General features: G+C 36.9%; 18 protein-coding genes. 11 read left to right on the top strand and 7 right to left on the bottom strand.

Going from position 1 to position 19,697, the window contains the following annotated elements; all coding sequences use genetic code 11:
* Positions 1-72: 72 nt before the first annotated feature.
* A complete protein-coding gene (locus DU508_RS09520; protein ID WP_147273605.1) occupies positions 73-2,145 on the bottom strand; it encodes a M48 family metallopeptidase in 2,073 nt (690 codons plus the stop codon).
* A 243-nt stretch (positions 2,146-2,388) separates the two neighbouring features.
* Here DU508_RS09520 and eat point away from each other — a divergent pair, with 243 nt between their 5' ends.
* The 7 genes from eat (at position 2,389) to DU508_RS09480 (ending at position 11,589) form a co-directional block, all read left to right on the top strand.
* Positions 2,389-3,702 (top strand): ethanolamine permease, encoded by a 1,314-nt coding sequence (gene eat / locus DU508_RS09510; RefSeq protein WP_115402554.1) that lies wholly within the window; start codon positions 2,389-2,391, stop codon positions 3,700-3,702.
* Positions 3,702-5,063, top strand: a complete 1,362-nt coding sequence (locus DU508_RS09505) for a glutamine synthetase family protein (protein ID WP_115402553.1) — start codon at positions 3,702-3,704, stop codon at positions 5,061-5,063. Before eat ends, DU508_RS09505 begins: the two co-directional genes overlap by 1 nt.
* Positions 5,064-5,541: 478 nt before the next feature.
* Positions 5,542-6,690: an iron-containing alcohol dehydrogenase gene (locus DU508_RS09500; protein WP_115402750.1), complete on the top strand. Its 1,149-nt coding sequence runs from the start codon at positions 5,542-5,544 to the stop codon at positions 6,688-6,690.
* 65 nt (positions 6,691-6,755) lie between these two features.
* Positions 6,756-7,463 carry a gamma-glutamyl-gamma-aminobutyrate hydrolase family protein gene (locus DU508_RS09495; RefSeq protein ID WP_115402552.1) on the top strand — a complete coding sequence of 236 codons (708 nt, stop codon included), beginning with the start codon at positions 6,756-6,758 and terminating at the stop codon, positions 7,461-7,463.
* 63 nt (positions 7,464-7,526) lie between these two features.
* Entirely contained in the window at positions 7,527-8,912 is a 1,386-nt protein-coding gene (locus tag DU508_RS09490; protein ID WP_233509462.1) for an aldehyde dehydrogenase family protein, read from the top strand.
* Between the two features lie 263 nt (positions 8,913-9,175).
* Entirely contained in the window at positions 9,176-11,119 is a 1,944-nt protein-coding gene (locus DU508_RS09485) for a beta-N-acetylhexosaminidase (protein ID WP_115402551.1), read from the top strand.
* Positions 11,119-11,589, top strand: a complete 471-nt coding sequence (locus tag DU508_RS09480; protein WP_115402550.1) for a CYTH domain-containing protein — start codon at positions 11,119-11,121, stop codon at positions 11,587-11,589. The genes DU508_RS09485 and DU508_RS09480 overlap by 1 nt, the downstream gene beginning before the upstream one ends.
* Positions 11,590-11,751: 162 nt before the next feature.
* Here the strand turns inward: DU508_RS09480 and DU508_RS09475 are convergent, their stop codons facing one another.
* The 3 genes from DU508_RS09475 to DU508_RS09465 form a co-directional block, all read right to left on the bottom strand.
* The gene (locus tag DU508_RS09475; RefSeq protein ID WP_115402549.1) at positions 11,752-12,726 is read right to left on the bottom strand and encodes an FKBP-type peptidyl-prolyl cis-trans isomerase; all 975 of its coding nucleotides are present in this window, start codon (positions 12,724-12,726) and stop codon (positions 11,752-11,754) included.
* An 81-nt stretch (positions 12,727-12,807) separates the two neighbouring features.
* Entirely contained in the window at positions 12,808-13,788 is a 981-nt protein-coding gene (locus tag DU508_RS09470; protein WP_115402548.1) for an FKBP-type peptidyl-prolyl cis-trans isomerase, read from the bottom strand.
* 36 nt (positions 13,789-13,824) lie between these two features.
* Positions 13,825-14,835 carry a DHH family phosphoesterase gene (locus DU508_RS09465; RefSeq protein WP_115402547.1) on the bottom strand — a complete coding sequence of 337 codons (1,011 nt, stop codon included), beginning with the start codon at positions 14,833-14,835 and terminating at the stop codon, positions 13,825-13,827.
* 116 nt (positions 14,836-14,951) lie between these two features.
* On the opposite strand from DU508_RS09465, the gene DU508_RS09460 reads away from it, so the two are divergent.
* The 3 genes from DU508_RS09460 to DU508_RS09450 all read left to right on the top strand — a co-directional run bounded on the left by DU508_RS09460 (position 14,952) and on the right by DU508_RS09450 (position 16,509).
* Positions 14,952-15,371 (top strand): nucleoside-diphosphate kinase, encoded by a 420-nt coding sequence (locus tag DU508_RS09460; protein ID WP_039479466.1) that lies wholly within the window; start codon positions 14,952-14,954, stop codon positions 15,369-15,371.
* 133 nt (positions 15,372-15,504) lie between these two features.
* On the top strand, positions 15,505-16,275 hold the full coding sequence (locus DU508_RS09455; RefSeq protein ID WP_115402546.1) for an FKBP-type peptidyl-prolyl cis-trans isomerase: 771 nt from the start codon (positions 15,505-15,507) through the stop codon (positions 16,273-16,275).
* Positions 16,276-16,332: 57 nt separating this feature from the next.
* The gene (locus tag DU508_RS09450; protein ID WP_199562679.1) at positions 16,333-16,509 is read left to right on the top strand and encodes a hypothetical protein; all 177 of its coding nucleotides are present in this window, start codon (positions 16,333-16,335) and stop codon (positions 16,507-16,509) included.
* 89 nt (positions 16,510-16,598) lie between these two features.
* On the opposite strand, the gene DU508_RS09445 is transcribed toward DU508_RS09450, so the two are convergent.
* Both DU508_RS09445 and recF read right to left on the bottom strand, forming a co-directional pair.
* On the bottom strand, positions 16,599-16,889 hold the full coding sequence (locus DU508_RS09445) for a DUF721 domain-containing protein (RefSeq protein WP_115402544.1): 291 nt from the start codon (positions 16,887-16,889) through the stop codon (positions 16,599-16,601).
* Positions 16,882-17,985: a DNA replication/repair protein RecF gene (gene recF, locus DU508_RS09440; RefSeq protein ID WP_115402543.1), complete on the bottom strand. Its 1,104-nt coding sequence runs from the start codon at positions 17,983-17,985 to the stop codon at positions 16,882-16,884. Before recF ends, DU508_RS09445 begins: the two co-directional genes overlap by 8 nt.
* A gap of 124 nt (positions 17,986-18,109) precedes the next feature.
* Here recF and DU508_RS09435 point away from each other — a divergent pair, with 124 nt between their 5' ends.
* A complete protein-coding gene (locus tag DU508_RS09435; RefSeq protein ID WP_115402542.1) occupies positions 18,110-18,775 on the top strand; it encodes a tetratricopeptide repeat protein in 666 nt (221 codons plus the stop codon).
* Positions 18,776-18,917: 142 nt separating this feature from the next.
* Here DU508_RS09435 and pth read toward each other — a convergent pair whose 3' ends face one another.
* Positions 18,918-19,478, bottom strand: a complete 561-nt coding sequence (pth, locus tag DU508_RS09430) for an aminoacyl-tRNA hydrolase (RefSeq protein WP_115402541.1) — start codon at positions 19,476-19,478, stop codon at positions 18,918-18,920.
* Positions 19,479-19,697 lie beyond the last annotated feature (219 nt).

The raw sequence follows: 19,697 nt of genomic DNA, 5'->3' as shown, positions 1-19,697 counted from the left end.
ATACTGCTTTAAGATTCCTGATCATTTGGAGATGACGACTAAACGAGGCTTTTTGAACACCTTCTTTCATATTTAATTCAAAACCGGAATCACTAACCCAGCTTCAAATTCCAGCAGTTTTTTCTTGGCTCCGAAATGTGTTTCAGAAATAAGATCGGCAAAATCTGCCATGGCGGTAAACAGCACTTTCAGTTCCTCATCAAAATATAAATCAGCGCCGAAATATTTATATTCAAATTTTAAATATTCTTCGAAACGTGCCTTTACCTCTGCTGAAATAACTTCCTCAAAATCTTTATCATTAAGAATAGAAACAATACACTCTTTAAATTTTTTCTCTTCTTTTTTAACGGTTATCATTTTCTTTTTGATCATTTCAAAAGGTGTGGTGGTGTGCATGAACGAGGTTGAGTTCACTAAATCAGCATAAATAATTTGTTGAGCCGCAAATTTATCAGCTATCTGTTTATACCACAAGGCGATCTTTTCAAATTCATGATCTGCATTTTGCTCTTTGGCCAGAAAATGAAAATATTCGAAAATTTTAATATCAAGATCATCAAGCTGCTGCTTTTTTGTTTGTATCTCTGTGTTTAAATATTCAATCATTGCCCTGCAATCGCCTTTCGAATATTTTTGTCCGTTATAATTAAATGTCTTAGAATTAATCAGACCTGAGTCTATCCTATCTATGGTTGTCCAATCAGCTTCAAGGGCATTTAACTCATAAATCAAACTCAAATGATCATCGCTAAACAATTGATCTGTTTCCATTTCAGGATTAGAAACCGGTTTCTCAAAATCAAGTTCAGTATAGTTAAAAAATGGATTTCTATAATCGAAATAATCATTGAATAACTCTGGATAGGAATTTTGTTTTACCTGACTTATAAAATCGACTTCAAAGTCAGCCTCATCCTGATCAACCGGATTTTGGGCATAATTTACCCTTGAGAACATGGTATGTGTGAGTTGAGCGGCTATTTCGTCTTTTCGAGTCAATAAATCCATCGCGACACCAACCTGATGATTTCTTAAAGGAATATTTAATTCTTCTAATTTAGCTATGCGGGTTTCAGTTTCCGGATGAGAGGAATACTCATGACTAAAGCTCAGTTTTGATTTATTAAACCTGTTGTAATACCTGAGATCCACCTGAGGAAACTCATCCTGATAAGGCAGCTTATTTAATTTTGCCAAAAAATTCATGGCCAGCAATTGTTGAGGAAATACGTTAGTGGTTTTAATACAAGCTTCAATTTTTCGATCATAATAACTCAGTACGGTATCCAAAGCCTGATTGGCGAGCTGCATGCGTAAAAGTGAATCTATCAAAGGTTTCGAGCCCACAGTTTGAGCGGCTACAGCATCGGCATGGAATTCCATTTCATGCGAAAGCTTTGAGTAATTTGCGTTCAGGATATTATAAACGCCCACTAAAACATGCTGCATTAAACCGATTATTTTGTCAGATGCAAGCACAAAAATCCCAAAATAAGAACTGGAACCGGCAATATTTCTCGTTACTTTATCGTAACCCTCATTATCATACAAAATATCATGAATGATTCGGTTTACATTATAAACGTAACTGCCAACCTTCATGCTCTTTTGAGAAAAATGTCCAAATTCATGAGCCAATATTGCCCGAAGCTCGTCGGTTGTAGTGGTGTTGATTAAGCCAACTCCTATTTGAAGGTTCTTGCGAATTGGAAAAAACATGCTCCAAAAATTTGAATCATAAAATACAGCTGCATTTACCTCCACAGAAAAATAAACCTTTTTCGGAAAATCAGTTTGCACTGTTTCTACAATCTCATCAATCATTTTAAACAAACCAGGTTCTTGCGCTCTTGTCACTTCCACCAAATGCGAGCGATCAATTTTATTGCTTTTGAACATAAACTTGATGAGAAAAAACAGAATCAAAAATCCAAAGCCAATCAATCCAACGCCTAGGATCAGGGTAATAGTTGAGGCGTAGACTCCAATCAATTTTATGCCCAAATAGGCGCAAACAATAGTTAGTGAAATGGATAAAATAATCAAAAAAATGTAGGTAAAAACAAATAAGGCTATTGCCCATACCGATTTGATGGCCGTTTTCCTGAAATGATCAGATGGCCTGAGCGTATTTTCTAACATAAAATGAAATTATACTGCAAGATAATAAATTGGAATAAAGCTCAAAATCTCTTAATACATATAGTACTTTTAAACTGCCAGACGGATATTCCTTTAAACATTTTTATTCTTTGAACCAATTAGATTGAGTTACACTTGATTTAAAAAGAATAAAAATTGCTACATTAAACAACCAAACCGAATAGTGATGATCATTCCGGGCAGATGAATTATTCTATTTAATTTTTGCGATAAATCTTTAAGATGGCACAAACAGAAGGCTTGAAAAAGACCCTTACCCCATTCATGTTATGGGGTTTAGGAGTTGGCTATGTAATCTCCGGTATGTATTTCGGTTGGAACCTCGGCCTGGAAAAAGGCGGAACTTTAGGAATGGCAATTGCCACAATTACCATTATGGCCATGTATGTAACCTTTAGTTTCAGCTACGCAGAATTGGCTTGCGCTATTCCCAAAGCTGGCGGGGTTTTCGATTATGCAAATAAAGCGCTGGGGAAAAACTGGGGTTTTATTGCTGGAATTGCACAAATGGTTGAGTTTATTTTTGCTCCGCCAGCAATTGCTTTTGCCATAGGTGCTTATTTCAATGCCTTTTTCCCGGAAGTTCCAATTTTAACCAGTGCCATTGCTGTTTATTTTGTTTTTACGGCTTTGAATATTTATGGTGTAAAAGCTGCGGCATCTTTTGAAGTCATTATAACTGTTTTAGCGGTTGGTGAATTACTCCTATTTTCAGGAATTACACTACCTAAATTCCAGGCAGAAAACCTGGTTCACAACAATTTCCCTAATGGATGGAATGGTGTTTTTGCCGCAATTCCCTTTGCTATTTGGTTCTTTTTAGGAATTGAGGGTGTGGCCAATGTTGCCGAAGAAACTAAAAACCCACAGAAAGATATTAGCAAGGGATTTGGGTGGGCAATTTTTACACTGGTTGTGCTTTGCGTATTGGTGTTCATTTCAGCCATTGGCATTGGTGGTTGGGAGGCCATTGTTTATAAAAACGGCAAATCTGGCGAAACATCTGATTCACCTTTGCCTTTAGCACTTTCTATGATTACCGGCGACAACCATTTAATGTATCATTTACTCATCACGGTTGGTTTGTTTGGCTTGGTTGCTTCTTTTCATGGTCTGGTTTTAGCTGCTGGCCGCTCTACCTACGAAATGGGCAGAGTAAAAAGTATTCCGGCGGTTTTAGGCAAAATATCGCCTAAATTTCAAACTCCTGCCAATGCTTTAGTAGGTAACATGGTCATTGGTATTATTGCTTTGTTGACCGGAAAAACGGGCGATATTATTGTGATTTCAGTTTTTGGAGCACTTACTTTATATATCATCTCCATGGTTTCAGTGATGATATTGCGCAAGCACGAGCCGGGAATGGACCGGCCTTTTAAAGTCCCGGTTTACCCCTTGTTCCCAATTCTTGCATTGGTAATTGCTTTCGGTTCATTCATCGCAATGCTGATTTATAATCTTAAATTAGGATTGATTTATTCGGCCATTGTTTTAGGCATATTTCTTTTATACAAAATTTTTAAAAAGGCAGATTAATGAACACTACAAAAGAAATTCTGGATTACGTTAAAAACCATCCCTCACAGAAAGTTAAACTTGCTGTTGCTGATATTGATGGTGTATTAAGAGGGAAATATGTTGCAGCAGAAAAATTCTCAACCCTTTTAGAAGGAAGATTAGGTTTCTGCGATGTTACCTTTGGTTGGGATGTAGCCGATACCGCTTACGAAAATGGAACATATACAGGCTGGCATACGGGTTATCCGGATGCGCAGGTAAAAATCGATATTTCTACATTCAGAAAAATTCCCTGGGAAAATGATGTGCCTTTTTTCCTTGGAGATTTTATTGATGACCGGGAAAAACCTAATTATGTTTGCCCAAGGCAGTTGCTTAAAAAACTAACTACAGCATGTGAAGATCAAGGTTTCTCGCCATTTTTCTCACAGGAATTTGAATGGTTTAACTTCGCTGAAACACCAGAATCAGCCCAAGAGAAAGGATTTAATGGTTTAAAACCTTTAACGCCGGGGATGTTTGGCTATTCTATTTTAAGGAGCACCTTAAAAAATGAATTCATGACAGATTTATTTGATTTGCTAAATAAATTTAATGTTCCAATTGAAGGTTTACATACCGAAACCGGACCAGGCGTTTACGAGGCTGCAATCATGTATGCACCAATTTTGCAAGCTGCCGATCAGGCTATTTTATTTAAAACATCGGTTAAAGAAATTGCCTACAAGCATGGCATTTTGGCCACCTTTATGGCCAAGTTCAACGAAAATTTACCTGGTTGCAGTGGTCATGTGCATCAAAGTTTATGGGATGCCGGCAAAACTAAAAACTTATTTTACGATGAGCATGACAGCAATAAAATGAGCGAAACGATGAAAAGTTACATTGCGGGGCAGTTACACTGTTTGCCTCATATTTTGCCTATGATTGCTCCAACCATTAATAGTTATAAACGTTTGGTTGAAGGTGCATGGGCACCAACAACCCTAACCTGGGGCATTGATAACCGGACAACAGCTTTAAGAGCTTTGCCCGGAAGTAAAAAGGCCACCCGGTTGGAAACCCGGATTGTTGGTTCTGATACTAATCCTTATCTGGCACTTTCGGCTTGTTTAGCCGCAGGGATGTACGGTGTGAAAAATAAACTCAAATTGGAACAACCGGCTACCAAAGGCAATGGTTACACCGATTTATCCAACGGTGTTTTATCCCGTAATTTATTCGAGGCAACAGAAAAGATGAAAAACTCTGATTTGGCTAAAGAATTGCTCGGAGCTGATTTTGTAGCACATTTCGCCATGACTAGAGCATGGGAATGTAAACAATTTGCAAAAGTGGTAACCGATTGGGAACTGAAAAGGTATTTGGAAATAATATAGTGTTTTCCACCACCTTAGAAACCTAAGTTAATCTTAGTATGATTATAAAACAATAGAATAAAAACACAGGCCTTAGGTGTTCTAAGATGTCTAAGGTGGTAAATAAGAATTGAGTTAAGATTGTTTTCCACCACCTTTAAAACCTAAGTTAACCCTAGCAAGATTATAAAACAATAGAATAAAAACACTGGCCTTAGGTGTTCTAAGATGTCTAAGGTGGTAAATAAGAATTGAGTTAATATTTGTTTTCCATCACCTTAGAAACCTAAGTTAACCTTAGTATGATTATAAAACAATAGAATAAAAACACTGGCCTTAGGTGTTCCAAAATGTCTAAGGTGGTAAATAAGAATTGAGTTAATATTTGTTTTCCACCACCTTAGAAACCTAAGTTAACCTTAGTAGATTATAAAAACAATAGAATAAAAACACTGGCCTTAGGTTTTCCAAGATGTCTAAGGTGGTAAATAAGAATCACATGATATTCGATAAAATTCATCAGTTTAATTTCCCAACAACTATTCGTTTTGGTGCAGGTGCTATAAAGGAATTGCCTTCCTATTTACAAAAAAAAAATTTAAAAGCGCCATTAATTGTAACCGATCCTACCATTGCTCAACTACCATTTTTCAAAAAAATTGTTGATGATTTAAAGACCAAAAACATTTCAGTTGAGGTTTTTAGTGATATCCACAAAAACCCGGTAAAAAGCGATGTTTATAAAGGCGGCGATGCCTGGGATGCGACCAATCGTGATTGTATTATTGGTATTGGAGGTGGTGCAGCTTTAGATGTAGCCAGAGCCATTGTTCTTCGGATCAATCATCGCGAAGATCTGTTTAAATATGATGATTTGATTGGTGGCGATATTTATGTTACCAATGATGTACCGCATTTTATTACCATTCCAACAACTTCAGGAACAGGCAGTGAAGTTGGAAGAAGCGCCATTATCGCTGATGATGAAACGCATCAGAAAAAAATTTTATTTTCGCCAAAGTTAATGGCACAAATCGTTTTCGCCGATCCGGAATTAACAATGGATTTACCCCCATTTATAACCGCTGCAACAGGAATGGATGCTTTAACACACAACATGGAAGCATATCTGGCAAAAAATTTCCATCCAATGTGCGATGGAATTGCGCTTGAAGGTATTTCGCTGATCAAAGATTCACTGGAAAAAGCGACCAATAATCCAGATTTAGAAAGCCGTAGCAAAATGTTAATGGCATCTATGATGGGTGCCATTGCATTTCAAAAGGGCCTGGGTGTAGTACATTCACTGGCTCATCCGCTTTCTTCGCTTCTGGATACGCATCATGGTTTGGCAAATGCGGTAAATATTCCTTACGGAATGCAGTTCAATATCGCTGGTTTTGAAGATCGTTTTAGCAAAATTGCCCGTACCCTGACATTGAAGGATGAAACAGGAGACGCAGTGGTAAAATATCTGTTTGATTTAAACACTAAAGTTAATATTCCGCATAAATTAAGTGATATTGGCGTTAAAAATGAACACATAGAAACACTTGCCGATCTGGCTTTTGCAGATTTCGCCCATCCAAACAATCCAAAGCCAGTCAGCAGAGAAGACTTTAAACAATTATATTTAAGCGCATTATAAATCGGTTCGCAGAATTTTGGATTGAAATTTTAAATCTGCAAATCCGCAGCAAAAACAAAATATTCATGTCAGCTAAAATAATTATAGGTGTTACCGATTGCAGCAAATTCGATATTTATCGTAATTGGGTATTATCCTACAATGAAAATATTGAAGTTATCCGGCTCGGTTATAAACTCGATAACTTTAATGAAATAGAAAAATGCCAGGGCATTGTGCTTACCGGCGGTGAAGATGTTCATCCCCGATTTTATAATCATCCGGAATATTATCCCTGGTGCTACGAAGATGATATCGACGAACAACGTGATGAGTTTGAATTCAAAGTTTTGGAACACACCGAGGAAAACGAAATTCCTGTTTTAGGTATTTGTCGCGGCATGCAGGTTGGGAATGTTTTCTTTGGGGGAACGTTAATCCCCGATATTCCAACCTGGGGAAAATTTGATCATTCAAAAATGCCCGATAAAAGTGACAGGTATCATGAAATCATGATCAATCCATCATCATGGTTGAACAGCATTGTAAATATAGATAAAGGCTTGGTCAACAGCAACCATCATCAAAGCACTGATAGAACAGGAAAAGGTTTGGTGGTTAGCGCTGTCTCTCCAGATGGTGTTACAGAAGCTATGGAAAGGCTATATCCTAAAGGAAAATCATTTTTACTTTTTGTACAATGGCATCCTGAACGATTAAAAGATCAGCAAAGTCCTTTCAGTAAGAATTTACACGAGGCATTTATTAACGCAATAATTTTAAATCGAAAATAAAATAATTAGCCACGGAAACACAGATTTACACGGAGTAATATTTTTCGTGGATTCAATGTTTCAATGGCAAAAACAAAAATAAAAATGCAAATCATCAATCCCGCAACGGAAGAAATTATATCCACTTTAGAAGAAGATAATCAAGCCACGCTTGAAGCAAAGTTTGAGGTTTTAAAACAAGTGCAACCTGAATGGGCAAAGAAAACATTGCAGGAAAGAATATCCATCCTTGCTACATTTAGCGACTTGCTGGAGACAGAAATTGAAGCACTTGCTTTAACCTTAACCAATGAAGTTGGTAAACCTTTGCAACAATCCCGAAATGAAATTAATGGTGCAAGAGCACGTATTAAATGGATGCTGGCAAACGCTGAAAAATATCTTTCAGATGAGGTTATGGTTGACGAACCTGGCTTAAAAGAAATCATTAAATATGAACCTTTAGGCGTAGTGTGCAATATCTCGGCATGGAATTATCCTTACTTAGTTGGTGTAAATGTTTTTATCCCAGCATTATTGAGCGGCAATGCTGTAATGTACAAACCATCAGAATATGCAACTTTAACAGGTATTAACATTGAAAAATTATTAAAAAAAGCAGGTGTTACGGAAGGTGTTTTCCAAATTGCAATTGGTGCCAGAGAAACAGGTTCAGCTTTGCTTGATATTAATTTTGATGGTTACTTTTTTACTGGATCATATAAAACGGGAAAATACATTTACGAAAAAGTAGCGGCAAAAATGGTTCCCTGCCAGTTGGAATTGGGCGGTAAAGATCCGTTGTATATTGCAGAAGATGTTGCCGATATTGATGCAACAGCTATTGCAACCGCTGATGGTGCTTTCTATAATAACGGACAAAGTTGCTGTTCGGTTGAACGAATTTATGTTCATGAGAAAAATTATGAAATTTATTTAAATGCTTTCGTTAACGAAGTTCGAAGCTGGAAAAGTGGGTTGCCAACTCAAGATGGCGTTTATCTTGGCACTTTAACCAGAAAAGATCAGATCAGGGTTTTAGAAAATCAGATCGAGAATGCCCTGAGCAAAGGAGCCAAACTTCTGTTTGGTGGTAAAGCAGGTAATGGAAAAGGCTACTTTTTTGAACCAACCGTATTGGCCGATGTAACCAATGATATGCTGGTTATGCAGGAGGAAAGTTTTGGCCCCATTATCGGTATCATGAAAGTGAAAAATGATGAGGAAGCTTTAAAACTGATGCAGGATACTGATTACGGCTTAACCGCATCTGTATACACTGCAGATCAAACCAGAGCAGAGAAAATACTGAGTCAGTTAGACTCTGGTTCGGGTTATTGGAATTGCTGCGATAGAGTAAGCGCCGCTTTGCCCTGGAGTGGCAGAAAATACTCCGGTATTGGCGCAACACTTTCGCACCTGGGTTTAAGGGCTTTCACTAAACCAAAAGGATATCATTTAAGGGGATAAGGCTGGTACAATTCTGTTTGTAATGAATTGGATAATATTTTTTTGATCACAACCTAAGTTGAGCAGTTCTTAATCTTTTTTAATAAATTGCGGATTAATACTTATTCGGTTAATGATAGTTTATTGATTCATGCAACCATCATGATTTAAAACCTTGTTCGGAATTCACGATAACCGATTAAATAATAAATAAAACGAATAATCACACAGGAGTGTCAATAAAATCATTGATCACTTCATTAGCTAGAAACAATTATATACGGATGAAAAAAATATTCCTGATTATTTCCATCTGCATTTTTGCAGCAAACTCATACGCTCAAAATATAGTAAGTGAACCTGAAATTTCCGAAGGCGAAGGCTCGGTTTCACAAACGCAAATCGCCATTATTCCAGAGCCGGTTTCGTTAATGAAAAAGGCTGGAACATTCACGTTGCCTGAAAATGTAAGCATTCTGGCAAGTGAAGGTTTGCAACAATCTATCGCTTTTCTTTCTGAACGGATTACCATAGCAACAGGTAAATTTGTGAGCACCGTTACCACTGCAAATCATCCTACTATTAAATTGATCATCAATACCCAAAATGATAATCAGTTAGGTTTGGAAGGTTACAAATTAAATGTAAATCCAACTCAAATTGTAATTACGGCAAATAAACCAGCGGGTATTTTTTGGGGGGTTCAGTCGTTAATTCAACTTTTTCCGGTGGAAATAGAAAGTAAGGAATTGATGGAAAATGTTAAGTGGAAATTGCCTTGTGTTGATGTAATCGATTATCCGAAGCTGGGCTGGAGAGGATTGATGTTCGATGTTGCCCGCCACTTTTTTACCAAAGAAGAAGTGAAGCAGTTTATTGATAACATGGTACGCTACAAATTCAATTTGTTACACTTTCATTTAACAGATGATGAAGGTTGGAGGATTGAAATCAAGGGTTTACCAAAATTAACTGAGGTTGGTGCATGGAATGTTAAAAAAACAGGAACTTTTGGCGATTTTATTCCACCCACTGCTGATGAACCACGTACTTATGGAGGCTTTTACACGCAGGAAGACATTAAAGAATTGGTTCAATATGCACAGGAACGCTTTGTTAACATTATGCCTGAAATTGATGTTCCGGGACACAGTTTAGCTGCCATTGCATCATATCCTGAGTTGTCTTGTACGCCAGATGCAATAAATTATAAAGTACGTTCAGGAGAAAAAATCATGGACTGGAGTCGCGGAGCCCCACCTTTGGCTTTGATTGATAATACGCTTTGTCCGGCAAACGAAAAAGTCTATGTTTTTCTTGATTATGTCATCACTCAGGTTGCCAGGCTTTTCCCGTTCGAATATATTCACATGGGCGGCGATGAAGCGCCTCACAATTTTTGGGAGAAAAATGATCAGGTTAAAGCATTAATGCAACGCGAAGGATTAAAAACCATTCCTCAGGTTCAGGCTTACTTCGAAAAACGCGTAGAAAAAATTGTAGTTTCTAAAGGTAAAAAGTTTATGGGTTGGGATGAGATTTTAGAAGGTGGTGTATCGCCAACAGCATCCGTAATGAGCTGGAGAGGCGTAAAATATGGAATTCAGGCTTCTAAAGATAAACACAATGTGGTTATGAGTCCAACAGATTTTGCTTATCTCGATTATATGCAGGCCGATGCAATTACCGAACCTCGGGTGTATGCTTCAACCAGACTGAATAAATCCTATCAGTTCAATCCCATTCCGGCTGGTGCCGATCCGAAATACATTATTGGCGGACAAGCCAACCTCTGGACTGAACAGATTTTCAATTTCCGCCAGGTTCAATACATGCTTTGGCCCCGTGCATTTGCAATTTCTGAAGCGATTTGGAGCCCTATTGAACGGAAAAACTGGACTAACTTTGTTAGTCGTACAGAAGAACATTTTAAGCGTCTGGATTTAGCTGAAGTAAAATATTCTCCAGCCATTTACGATCCGATTTTTACGGTTAAACGCAGTGCCGATAAACAATTAATGATTGAGTTAACCACCGAAATAGATGGTTTAGATATTTATTACAGTTTCGATAATTCAAGTCCTGACCGTTTTTATCCAAAATACACAACAGCATTAACCCCACCAAAAGACGCCGGTATACTTCGAGTGATTACTTATAGAGGCAAACAACCTGTTGGAAGATTAATCAGCATTCCAATTCCCGATCTACAGAAAAGAGCAAAGTAATGGGAAAAGAAATAGAAAGAAAATTCCTGATCAATCAAACGGAATGGAACCAACTTGAAAAACCAGTTGGAAAACATTTCAGGCAAGGTTACTTATTAACCCACCCGAATAAAACCATTCGGGTACGCATTACTGAAACGAATGCATGGCTAACTATTAAAGGAATCTCCAAAGGTACATCGCGACTTGAATATGAATATGAAATTCCATTATCAGAAGGCGCAGAATTATTAGATACTTTTGCTGAATCCGAACTTGAAAAAATCAGGTATGAAATTAGCCACAAAGGTAACCTTTGGGAAGTTGACGTGTTTTCCGGAGGTAATGAAGGCCTGATTGTAGCCGAAATTGAGTTAGCTTCAGAGGATGAAAGTTTTGAACTTCCAAATTGGGTTGATACTGAGGTAACCACCGACAGTAGATATTATAATTCGAACCTAACCATTAGTCCATTTAAAAACTGGAAATAATCGTAAACAGTTGTTAATGGATTTAGGCACACAAGACAAGGATGAAATATTTCTTCAGTAATGTAGAAAATATTAATCATTGGTAAAAAAGAAAGATCAATAACAAAAAACGCAAAAGTTCAGGTTTATGTCTGCACTTTTGCGTTTTAATTTGTTTCTTATTTATCTCGTTGCAGGAGCCGCGGCAAGCGCATTAGCTTTCGTAATGGATTTCAATTCAATATCGAACACCAAGGGTGTAAATGGATTAATCGGCCCACCACCATTTTCTCCATATCCTAGCTTGGATGGAATAATAATTTTAATTTTTCCACCTACTCCAATTAACTGAACGCCCTCTATAAAGCCGGCAGGTAACTGCCCCAAAACCAAAGGGCGGGCCGAATACTGGGCCATAGGCGAAAATATTCCAGCCTCTTTTGCAACTTTAGCATTCGAAGTATCAAATACATTGATTTTACCATCAGCTTTTTTATTGGTAAACTGTCCGGTATAGTCAACCATAATGGTATCGGTTAGCGTTGCTCGCTGTGCATTGCCTGGTGCTTCAATAATATAACTTAAACCAGATGCCGTAGTATTAACCTTTAAACTATTGTCATTAATATATTTGGCAATTTTAGAAGACTCATTCGCTTTATTCTTTTTAATCAGCAGATCATATTCTGTTTTAAAGAAATCTCTTTTCTTTGTTTCGAAAATTGAATCTGGCTCATTCGTCACTTTATGCAATACTTTTTCTATTTTCACAGTAAAGGTTGCATAGTTATCTTTAGCGCCTGTTGGTTTAGGTTGGCCCGAATATTTAGTCATTGAATCCAGATTCAGTTTAAAAGATGCACTATCTCCCTCTCCCAGTAATTTTAAAGCAGCAACCAAATCTCCCTTAAACATGGATTTACTAACAGGAAAAAACGCAGGACGTTCATTATCATAAGTATTCACAAGGGTGGAATCACCAGATTTTGTTTCAATGATTTGAATGCCATTAAATTTCACAAAATCGCCTTCCTGAATTTTAGGTTTTCCCTCGCTTTTGTAAATTTTATAGGTCATATCACCTTCGCCTTTTTCGAACTTATTACAGGCAACCAAACCTAGCGTGGCTGCAAATAAAACTATTAATCCTTTTTTCATTTCTTCTTTCTTACTGTTTATAAATACAAAAATCTTGCCCAATGTTTTGAGCAAGATTTTTTTAAGAGATTTTTAGCGTTATTATTTTACAGCAGGTGCAGTTTGTGTTGCAGGAGCCGGGCCTTTTTTAATATCTGTAATCTCGATATCAAAAACAATCGGACTATATGGCATAATGCCAACCTGAGGTGCACCCTGATCACCGTAACCCAATTTTGATGGGATAATCGCAGTGATTTTACCGCCTTTTCCAATAAGCTGTATGGCTTCAGTGAAACCAGGAATAGTTGACCCTATTGTCATTTTAGTTGGCCCGTAAGGTCTTCCTGCCTGGAATTTACCTTCTTCTTTAGCGATTTTTTCATCACTGGTATCAAAGATTGGGTATTTACCTTTATCGTTTTTCTTGGTCACTCTACCTGTATAGCTCAAAGTAACAGTATCACCTAATGCCGCTCTTTCTGCGTTACCTGGTGCTTTGATGATGTATTGTAAGCCACTTGCAGAAGTTGTGGTTTTTAAATTATTGTCAGCGATATAAGCTTTAAGCTTACCTTCTTCAGCATTTTTCTTTTTTTCTGCAGTTGCTTTATAATCTGCCTGGAAAAACTCACCTGCTCTTTTATTGAAAGTTGAATCAGCTTCGTTGGCTTTCTTTTTAAATACTTTTTCAACTTTAACAACAAAAGTAAGGTATTTATCATTTTTAAATTGCTCAGGCTTAGGTTGTTTACTGTAAAAAGCCATGGTATCTAAGTTAACCTTGAAAGTTGCACTATCACCTTCTCCAAATAATGTTAACACATCATTCATATCACCGCTGTACATTTTTTTCTGAACCGGAAACACCTGAGCGTTCTCCATTTCATAAGTACTACCCAATACAGAATCTTTATCATTTTTCTGAATAAAATTCATTTTAATGATATCACCTTCTTTAATCTTCTCATTACCTTCAGAATGATGAATGGTATATAACAAACCACCAGCTCCCTTTTTTTCTTTGTTACAAGCCGCTAAACCCAGGGTTGCTGCCAGAAGAACAATTATTCCTTTTTTCATTTTTTGTATTAAACTTGTTTTTATTTGGTTCTTGCCTTATGCAATTAATTGATTTTTATACTCTTCTAATATTGATTTAAATTCATTTACAACCTCGGCTAAAGGTTTTTCTGATGCGCCACCAGCGGCGTTTCTATGTCCGCCACCGTTGAAATATTTTTTGCAAATTTCGTTAGCAGGGAAATCACCGGTTGACCTTACTGATAATTTAACTTTATCGGTTCTTTCAACTATGAGTGCGGCCAAACGAATCCCGTTTATGGAAAGCGCATAATTAACCACACCTTCAGTATCTCCGGTAGCACTGTTAAAACGAGCCAACTCCTCTTTAGTAACCGAAATTATTGCGGTATTATATTCTCTTAAAACTTCTAATTTGTTGGATAAACAATAACCTAAAAAACGCAAGCGATCTTCGCTGGCATTATCATAAACCAGTTGATGGATTTTCCAATGTTCAGCACCTAAATCTATTAAATCGGCAGCTATACGATAAACCTGCGATGTTGCAGATGGAAAGCGGAATGATCCGGAATCGGTCATGATACCGGTGTATAAACAGGCGGCAACATCTTTATTAATTCCGGCTTTATCTTCCAATTGATTTACAATAAAATCGTAAACCAGTTGTGCAGCAGCACAGGCATTAATATCCCAGTGCCGGTAATCGTCAAAATCTTCCGGCTCTAAATGATGATCGATCATCACTTTCTTAGCTCCAGCAGCTCTAACTAATTCACCGAGTTCATTTATGCGACTAAGCGTATTAAAATCCAAACAAAAAATAATAGAAGCTTCATCTACAAACTTCGCTGCCTGTTCCTGTTCTTCAGTGAATATAATCACATCAGCATTGTTCGGCATCCAGTGCAAAAAACTGGGATAATCTGTTGGTGTAATTACTTTAACATGATGCCCTTTCTGAATTAAATATCCATATAAACCTAAAGATGAACCCATCGCATCGCCATCAGGCTTATGGTGCGTGGTTATCACAATTCGTTGTGGCGTAGCCAAAAGGGATTTTAATTCAGTTAATGTTAACATATTTTTTGCGCTGCAAAGCTAAGTAAAAATTAATATTAATTGTTGGGTATTTAATGTTATCCTTTTAATATTCATCAATTAAAACGTATTTTTGCAAAAAAATTGACATCAAATACATGAGCACTAACAGAACTTTTACAATGATCAAGCCAGATGCTGTTGCAAACGGCCACATCGGATCGATCATAAACGACATTACTAATGCAGGTTTTAAAATTATTGCATTGAAATATACTAAGTTAACAGAAGAAACTGCAGGTCAGTTTTACGCTGTACATGCCGAGCGTCCATTTTACAAAGATTTGGTAAGCTTTATGTCTTCAGGACCTATCGTTGCTGCTATTCTGGAAAAAGATAACGCTATTGAAGATTTCAGAAAACTAATCGGTGCTACCAATCCAGCTGAAGCTGCAGAAGGAACAATCCGTCAGAAATATGCTAAATCAATTGATGCAAATGCAGTTCACGGATCAGATTCAGATGAAAACGCTGAAATTGAAGGCAACTTCTTTTTCAAAGCAGATGAACGTTTCTAGTTTTTGCACAAGAAAAACAAATTATAAAACCTCGAAGATTTCGGGGTTTTATTGTTTTATAAGTTTTGTATCTTTCGGGCTTAAAATAAATCCAACTCATTAATCGTTGGAAATAATTACAACACCATACACAATGAAGAAATTTTTATTAGCGATATGTATTTCAGGTATCGCTGCGGCAGCAAATGCGCAATCCAAACCAGTTGCTAAAAAACCTGTAGCCAAAAAACCGGTTACCTCTGGTAAAACCACAACAATTACCAATAGCCTTAAATCTGGCCTGGATTCTACCAGTTATGCATTTGGAACATCTATTGGAGCGGGTTTAAAATCAACTGGTTTATCCACATTGAACTATGATGTTTTGCTAAAAGGTTTAAAAGATGCATTTACCGGCGGAAAAACGATCCTGGATCAGCAACAGGCACAACAATGTATTAATGATGCGTTATCACAAGCATCAGCAGTAAAAAACAAAGCTGAAGCAGAAGCAAATAAAATTAAATATGCACCCATGATAAAAGAAGGACAAACATTTTTAGAAGAAAACAAAAAGCGTGCTGGCGTTCAAACAACAGCCAGTGGTTTACAATATGAGGTTTTAACTGCCGGAACTGGTGTTAAACCTACAGCTACAGATTCAGTTTTGGTTCATTACAAAGGAACCTTATTAAATGGCCAACAGTTTGATAGCTCTTACGACAGAGGTGAGCCAATTAGCTTTCCATTGAACAGGGTTATTCCAGGTTGGACAGAAGGCGTGCAGCTGATGCCAGCTGGTTCGAAGTACAAATTCTTCATTCCATATAACCTGGCTTATGGAGAACGTGGCGCAGGAGCAGATATTCCTCCATATAGCACCTTGATTTTTGAAGTGGAGTTGTTAAAAGTAAACGGTAAATAGCCATTTATTAAAACTTTCTTTAGTATCTGATGTTAGCTTATACAAATTAACATCAATATGAAAAGAGCATTCCCTTTAGTACTAATCGCATTTTTATGCAGTACCTTATCGAGTTGTGAGCTTGTAGAAGGTATTTTTAAAGCCGGCGTTTGGTCGGGCATCATTATAGTTGTAGTGGTAGTTGCACTACTGATTTGGATACTTGCCAAAATATTTGGCGGTGGAAGAGGCTAATTGAGTTGGGACTTGGGAGTCTTCAGTTCAGAGTCAACAAAAAAGGAGAAGTCAGGTTTTAAAAAACTTGACTTCTTTAATTTAGCATTTCACAAAAAAACCATTTCGGTGATCACTTCGCTGCCGGCATGTTCATTAAGCTTTTGAATGATGCCCTGCCGAACCATAACCAACTCATTCTTGATTACTGAAGATTCTATTCTGATAAAGAGTTTTTTATCCCGAATGTAAATTTGAGTGGTTCTATTGGCTATTGCGGTGCCCATAATTTCAGGCCACATGGCCAATACTGAAGTTTCATCAAATTTTCGGCGTAAGCGATACACGTCAAGCATTTTGCTAACGGCATCTTTCATGGTTAAATCATTCGGTTTACGCATTTTTTATTTGTCCTTCCTCTACCTCAAACAAAGTTACATCAACTTCTATTCTTTCAAAAATTGATTTTACTCTTTCTTTACCAGTGTCGGTAATAAATATTTGACCAAAATCATGATGAGAAACCATTTGCATTAATTTCTGAACACGGTTATCATCCAGCTTATCGAAAATATCATCCAATAAAAGCAAAGGCTTAAAACCTTTATTCTTTGCTAAATAAGCGTATTGTGCAATTTTTAAAGCAATTAAAAAAGATTTTTGCTGACCTTGTGATCCAAATTTTTTCAACGGCATACCACTGATTACAAAGGCGAGCTCATCTTTATGAATTCCGGTTGTGGTGCGTTCAAGCACTCTATCTTTCTCTACTGATTTTTTCAACAGCTCATTAAAAGCGGCATCATTTAACTGCGATTGGTAATTGAGCTCGACTATTTCTTTGTTTTCGGTAAGGTAAGTATAATATTGGTTAAACAACGGAATAAATTCATTCATAAAACTTTTACGGGTAGCAAAAATTTTATTACCGTTCACGATCAGTTGTTCATCTAATATCTCCAATAAGGTTGGATCGTAACGTTTAGTAATTGCAATTTGCTTTAAAAGCGCGTTTCGGTTAATGAGTACTTTATTATAAGTAATCAACTGATCTAAGTAGTGAGCATCAGTTTGAGAAATCACATTATCAATAAATTTTCTACGCTCTTCACTTCCTTCCATAATCAGATTAACATCATAAGGCGAAACCATCACCACAGGAAACAATCCAATATGATCAGCGAGTTTGTCGTACTCTTTTTTATTTCGCTTAAACTGTTTTTTCTGATTACGCTTAACCCCGCAAGATATTTTTTCGTTTTTGTGATTGCGATCAAAATCGCCCTGAATCATGAAAATCTCCTGCCCTGTTTTGATTTGCTGACCATCAATTGGATTAAAATAGCTTTTACATAAACAGAGGTAGTGAATAGCATCGAGCATATTCGTTTTACCAGACCCATTATTGCCTGTAAAAACATTTACAGTATCCGAAAACTGAAGGTCGGCATCGGTATAGTTTTTAAAATTTAAAAGCGTAATATTCTTTAACCACATAAATATGGCGCAATTTACCGTTTTTTACCCTCTAAATAACTAATGTTTAATTAAATACTTCAAAATAAAGATTGATTCTTTGATTGAAAAATGTATTTTTGCAATCTTAATTTTTTAAACAAACATGTCTACAACAGATAACCAGACAACTCAACCTATTAAAAAAGGTTCATTCTTACAGGAAAATAACAAGAGCTTACTGTTTATAGCAGGTGCTGTGGTTTTATTAATTGGTGTATATTTTTGGTATCAAAATGTGTACTTAAAAGGCCGTGCCGAAGAAGCTGCAAGCAAAATGTTTAAAGCTGAGCAATTCATCGGTGTAGATTCATTATCCAATAAAGCCATTAAAGGCGAAGGTGGTTACCCTGGTTTAGAGCAAATCGCTAAAGAATATGATAACACGAAATCGGCAAATTTAGCTAACTTATATCTGGGCGGAATTTATCTGCGAAAAGGAGAATACAAACAAGCGGTAGAATCTTTAAGTAAATACAGTGCTACAGGTAGCCCGGTTGCAGATCCATTGGCTTTAGGTTTGTTAGGCGATGCTTACAGCGAATTAAAAGACTATAAACAAGCGGCTACTTATTACAAAAAAGCTTCTGATAAGGCAAGCAAATTTACTTCTCCGATGTTTCTTAAAAAGCTTGGTTTAGTTAATGAGAACCTTAAAGATTTTAAAGGTGCTGTTGATGCATATACCAAAATCAAAACTCAATATCCTGAAAGTGCTGAAGCACAAATGGTTGATGCTTATATTGCAAGAGCTCAGGAACAGGTTAAATAATCATTAACTTATATATCATATTGAAAAGATCATCGAAAGATGGTCTTTTTTTGTTTTCGTCGTCGCGAAGTACTAAACAATCTATTTTGCCAGACAGATTATTTAGTGCCTCGCAAAGGACGGCTTGCTTGCTAATGCCTGACTACTTATTAAAAGCAGTCATGGTATGTGCAGGACCAATCGTTACAAAACTCTTGATCAGTTCCACACTTTTATCAATTAAGGCAGGAAGTTCCAGCTGTTCATTTTTATCAAATAACCCTAAAACAAAATCAACCTGACGGCCTTTAGGATAATCATTACCTATGCCAAAGCGCAGACGTGCATAGTTTTGTCCGCCACAAACTTCTTCGATGCTTTTTAAACCATTGTGGCCCGCACTTGAACCCTGTAATTTTAATCTCAATTTACCTAATGGAAGTGCAAGATCATCGACAATAACCAAAACATTTTCGGGTGCTATCTTAAGTTCTTTCATCCAATAGTTTACGGCTTTACCACTCAAATTCATAAAGGTTGTGGGTTTAATCACATGGAGCTTCTTTCCTTTATAGCTTACCTCTGAATAATATGCCAGGCGAATATTTTCAAAACTTCCATTTAAGCCTTTAACCAGTTCATCGGCAATATCAAAGCCAATATTATGTCTGGTATGTGCATAATCTGGTCCAATATTTCCTAAGCCAACGATAAGATATTTCATGAGGCAAAGGTAGAAAAAAAGGTGGAGGGTGGAAAGGCGGATGGTAAAAGACCAAAGTTCAGCATGACGTGGTGGTTAGGTACAACGCCTAAAAAAACCATACACGAACGGTCGTCATCCTGAATTTTTCATTTGTTTTTAAGTTTTTATTGGTATTCAAGAGGGCTGCGCCGTTTGTTTCAGGACCTTAATAGCATGAACACCTATACATGAAAGATA

This window comes from Pedobacter chinensis, assembly GCF_003339865.1.
Lineage (GTDB): Bacteria > Bacteroidota > Bacteroidia > Sphingobacteriales > Sphingobacteriaceae > Pedobacter > Pedobacter chinensis.
This window is presented reverse-complemented; position numbering and strand designations above follow the sequence as displayed.

What these genes read in the sequence shown, in the direction of transcription:
- DU508_RS09520 (WP_147273605.1), bottom strand. Translation starts at nt 2,145, where the DNA reads ATGTTAGAAAATACGCTCAGGCCATCTGATCATTTCAGGAAAACGGCC.
- eat (WP_115402554.1), top strand. Translation starts at nt 2,389, where the DNA reads ATGGCACAAACAGAAGGCTTGAAAAAGACCCTTACCCCATTCATGTTA.
- DU508_RS09505 (WP_115402553.1), top strand. Translation starts at nt 3,702, where the DNA reads ATGAACACTACAAAAGAAATTCTGGATTACGTTAAAAACCATCCCTCA.
- DU508_RS09500 (WP_115402750.1), top strand. Translation starts at nt 5,542, where the DNA reads ATGATATTCGATAAAATTCATCAGTTTAATTTCCCAACAACTATTCGT.
- DU508_RS09495 (WP_115402552.1), top strand. Translation starts at nt 6,756, where the DNA reads ATGTCAGCTAAAATAATTATAGGTGTTACCGATTGCAGCAAATTCGAT.
- DU508_RS09490 (WP_233509462.1), top strand. Translation starts at nt 7,527, where the DNA reads ATGGCAAAAACAAAAATAAAAATGCAAATCATCAATCCCGCAACGGAA.
- DU508_RS09485 (WP_115402551.1), top strand. Translation starts at nt 9,176, where the DNA reads ATGAAAAAAATATTCCTGATTATTTCCATCTGCATTTTTGCAGCAAAC.
- DU508_RS09480 (WP_115402550.1), top strand. Translation starts at nt 11,119, where the DNA reads ATGGGAAAAGAAATAGAAAGAAAATTCCTGATCAATCAAACGGAATGG.
- DU508_RS09475 (WP_115402549.1), bottom strand. Translation starts at nt 12,726, where the DNA reads ATGAAAAAAGGATTAATAGTTTTATTTGCAGCCACGCTAGGTTTGGTT.
- DU508_RS09470 (WP_115402548.1), bottom strand. Translation starts at nt 13,788, where the DNA reads ATGAAAAAAGGAATAATTGTTCTTCTGGCAGCAACCCTGGGTTTAGCG.
- DU508_RS09465 (WP_115402547.1), bottom strand. Translation starts at nt 14,835, where the DNA reads ATGTTAACATTAACTGAATTAAAATCCCTTTTGGCTACGCCACAACGA.
- DU508_RS09460 (WP_039479466.1), top strand. Translation starts at nt 14,952, where the DNA reads ATGAGCACTAACAGAACTTTTACAATGATCAAGCCAGATGCTGTTGCA.
- DU508_RS09455 (WP_115402546.1), top strand. Translation starts at nt 15,505, where the DNA reads ATGAAGAAATTTTTATTAGCGATATGTATTTCAGGTATCGCTGCGGCA.
- DU508_RS09450 (WP_199562679.1), top strand. Translation starts at nt 16,333, where the DNA reads ATGAAAAGAGCATTCCCTTTAGTACTAATCGCATTTTTATGCAGTACC.
- DU508_RS09445 (WP_115402544.1), bottom strand. Translation starts at nt 16,889, where the DNA reads ATGCGTAAACCGAATGATTTAACCATGAAAGATGCCGTTAGCAAAATG.
- recF (WP_115402543.1), bottom strand. Translation starts at nt 17,985, where the DNA reads ATGTGGTTAAAGAATATTACGCTTTTAAATTTTAAAAACTATACCGAT.
- DU508_RS09435 (WP_115402542.1), top strand. Translation starts at nt 18,110, where the DNA reads ATGTCTACAACAGATAACCAGACAACTCAACCTATTAAAAAAGGTTCA.
- pth (WP_115402541.1), bottom strand. Translation starts at nt 19,478, where the DNA reads ATGAAATATCTTATCGTTGGCTTAGGAAATATTGGACCAGATTATGCA.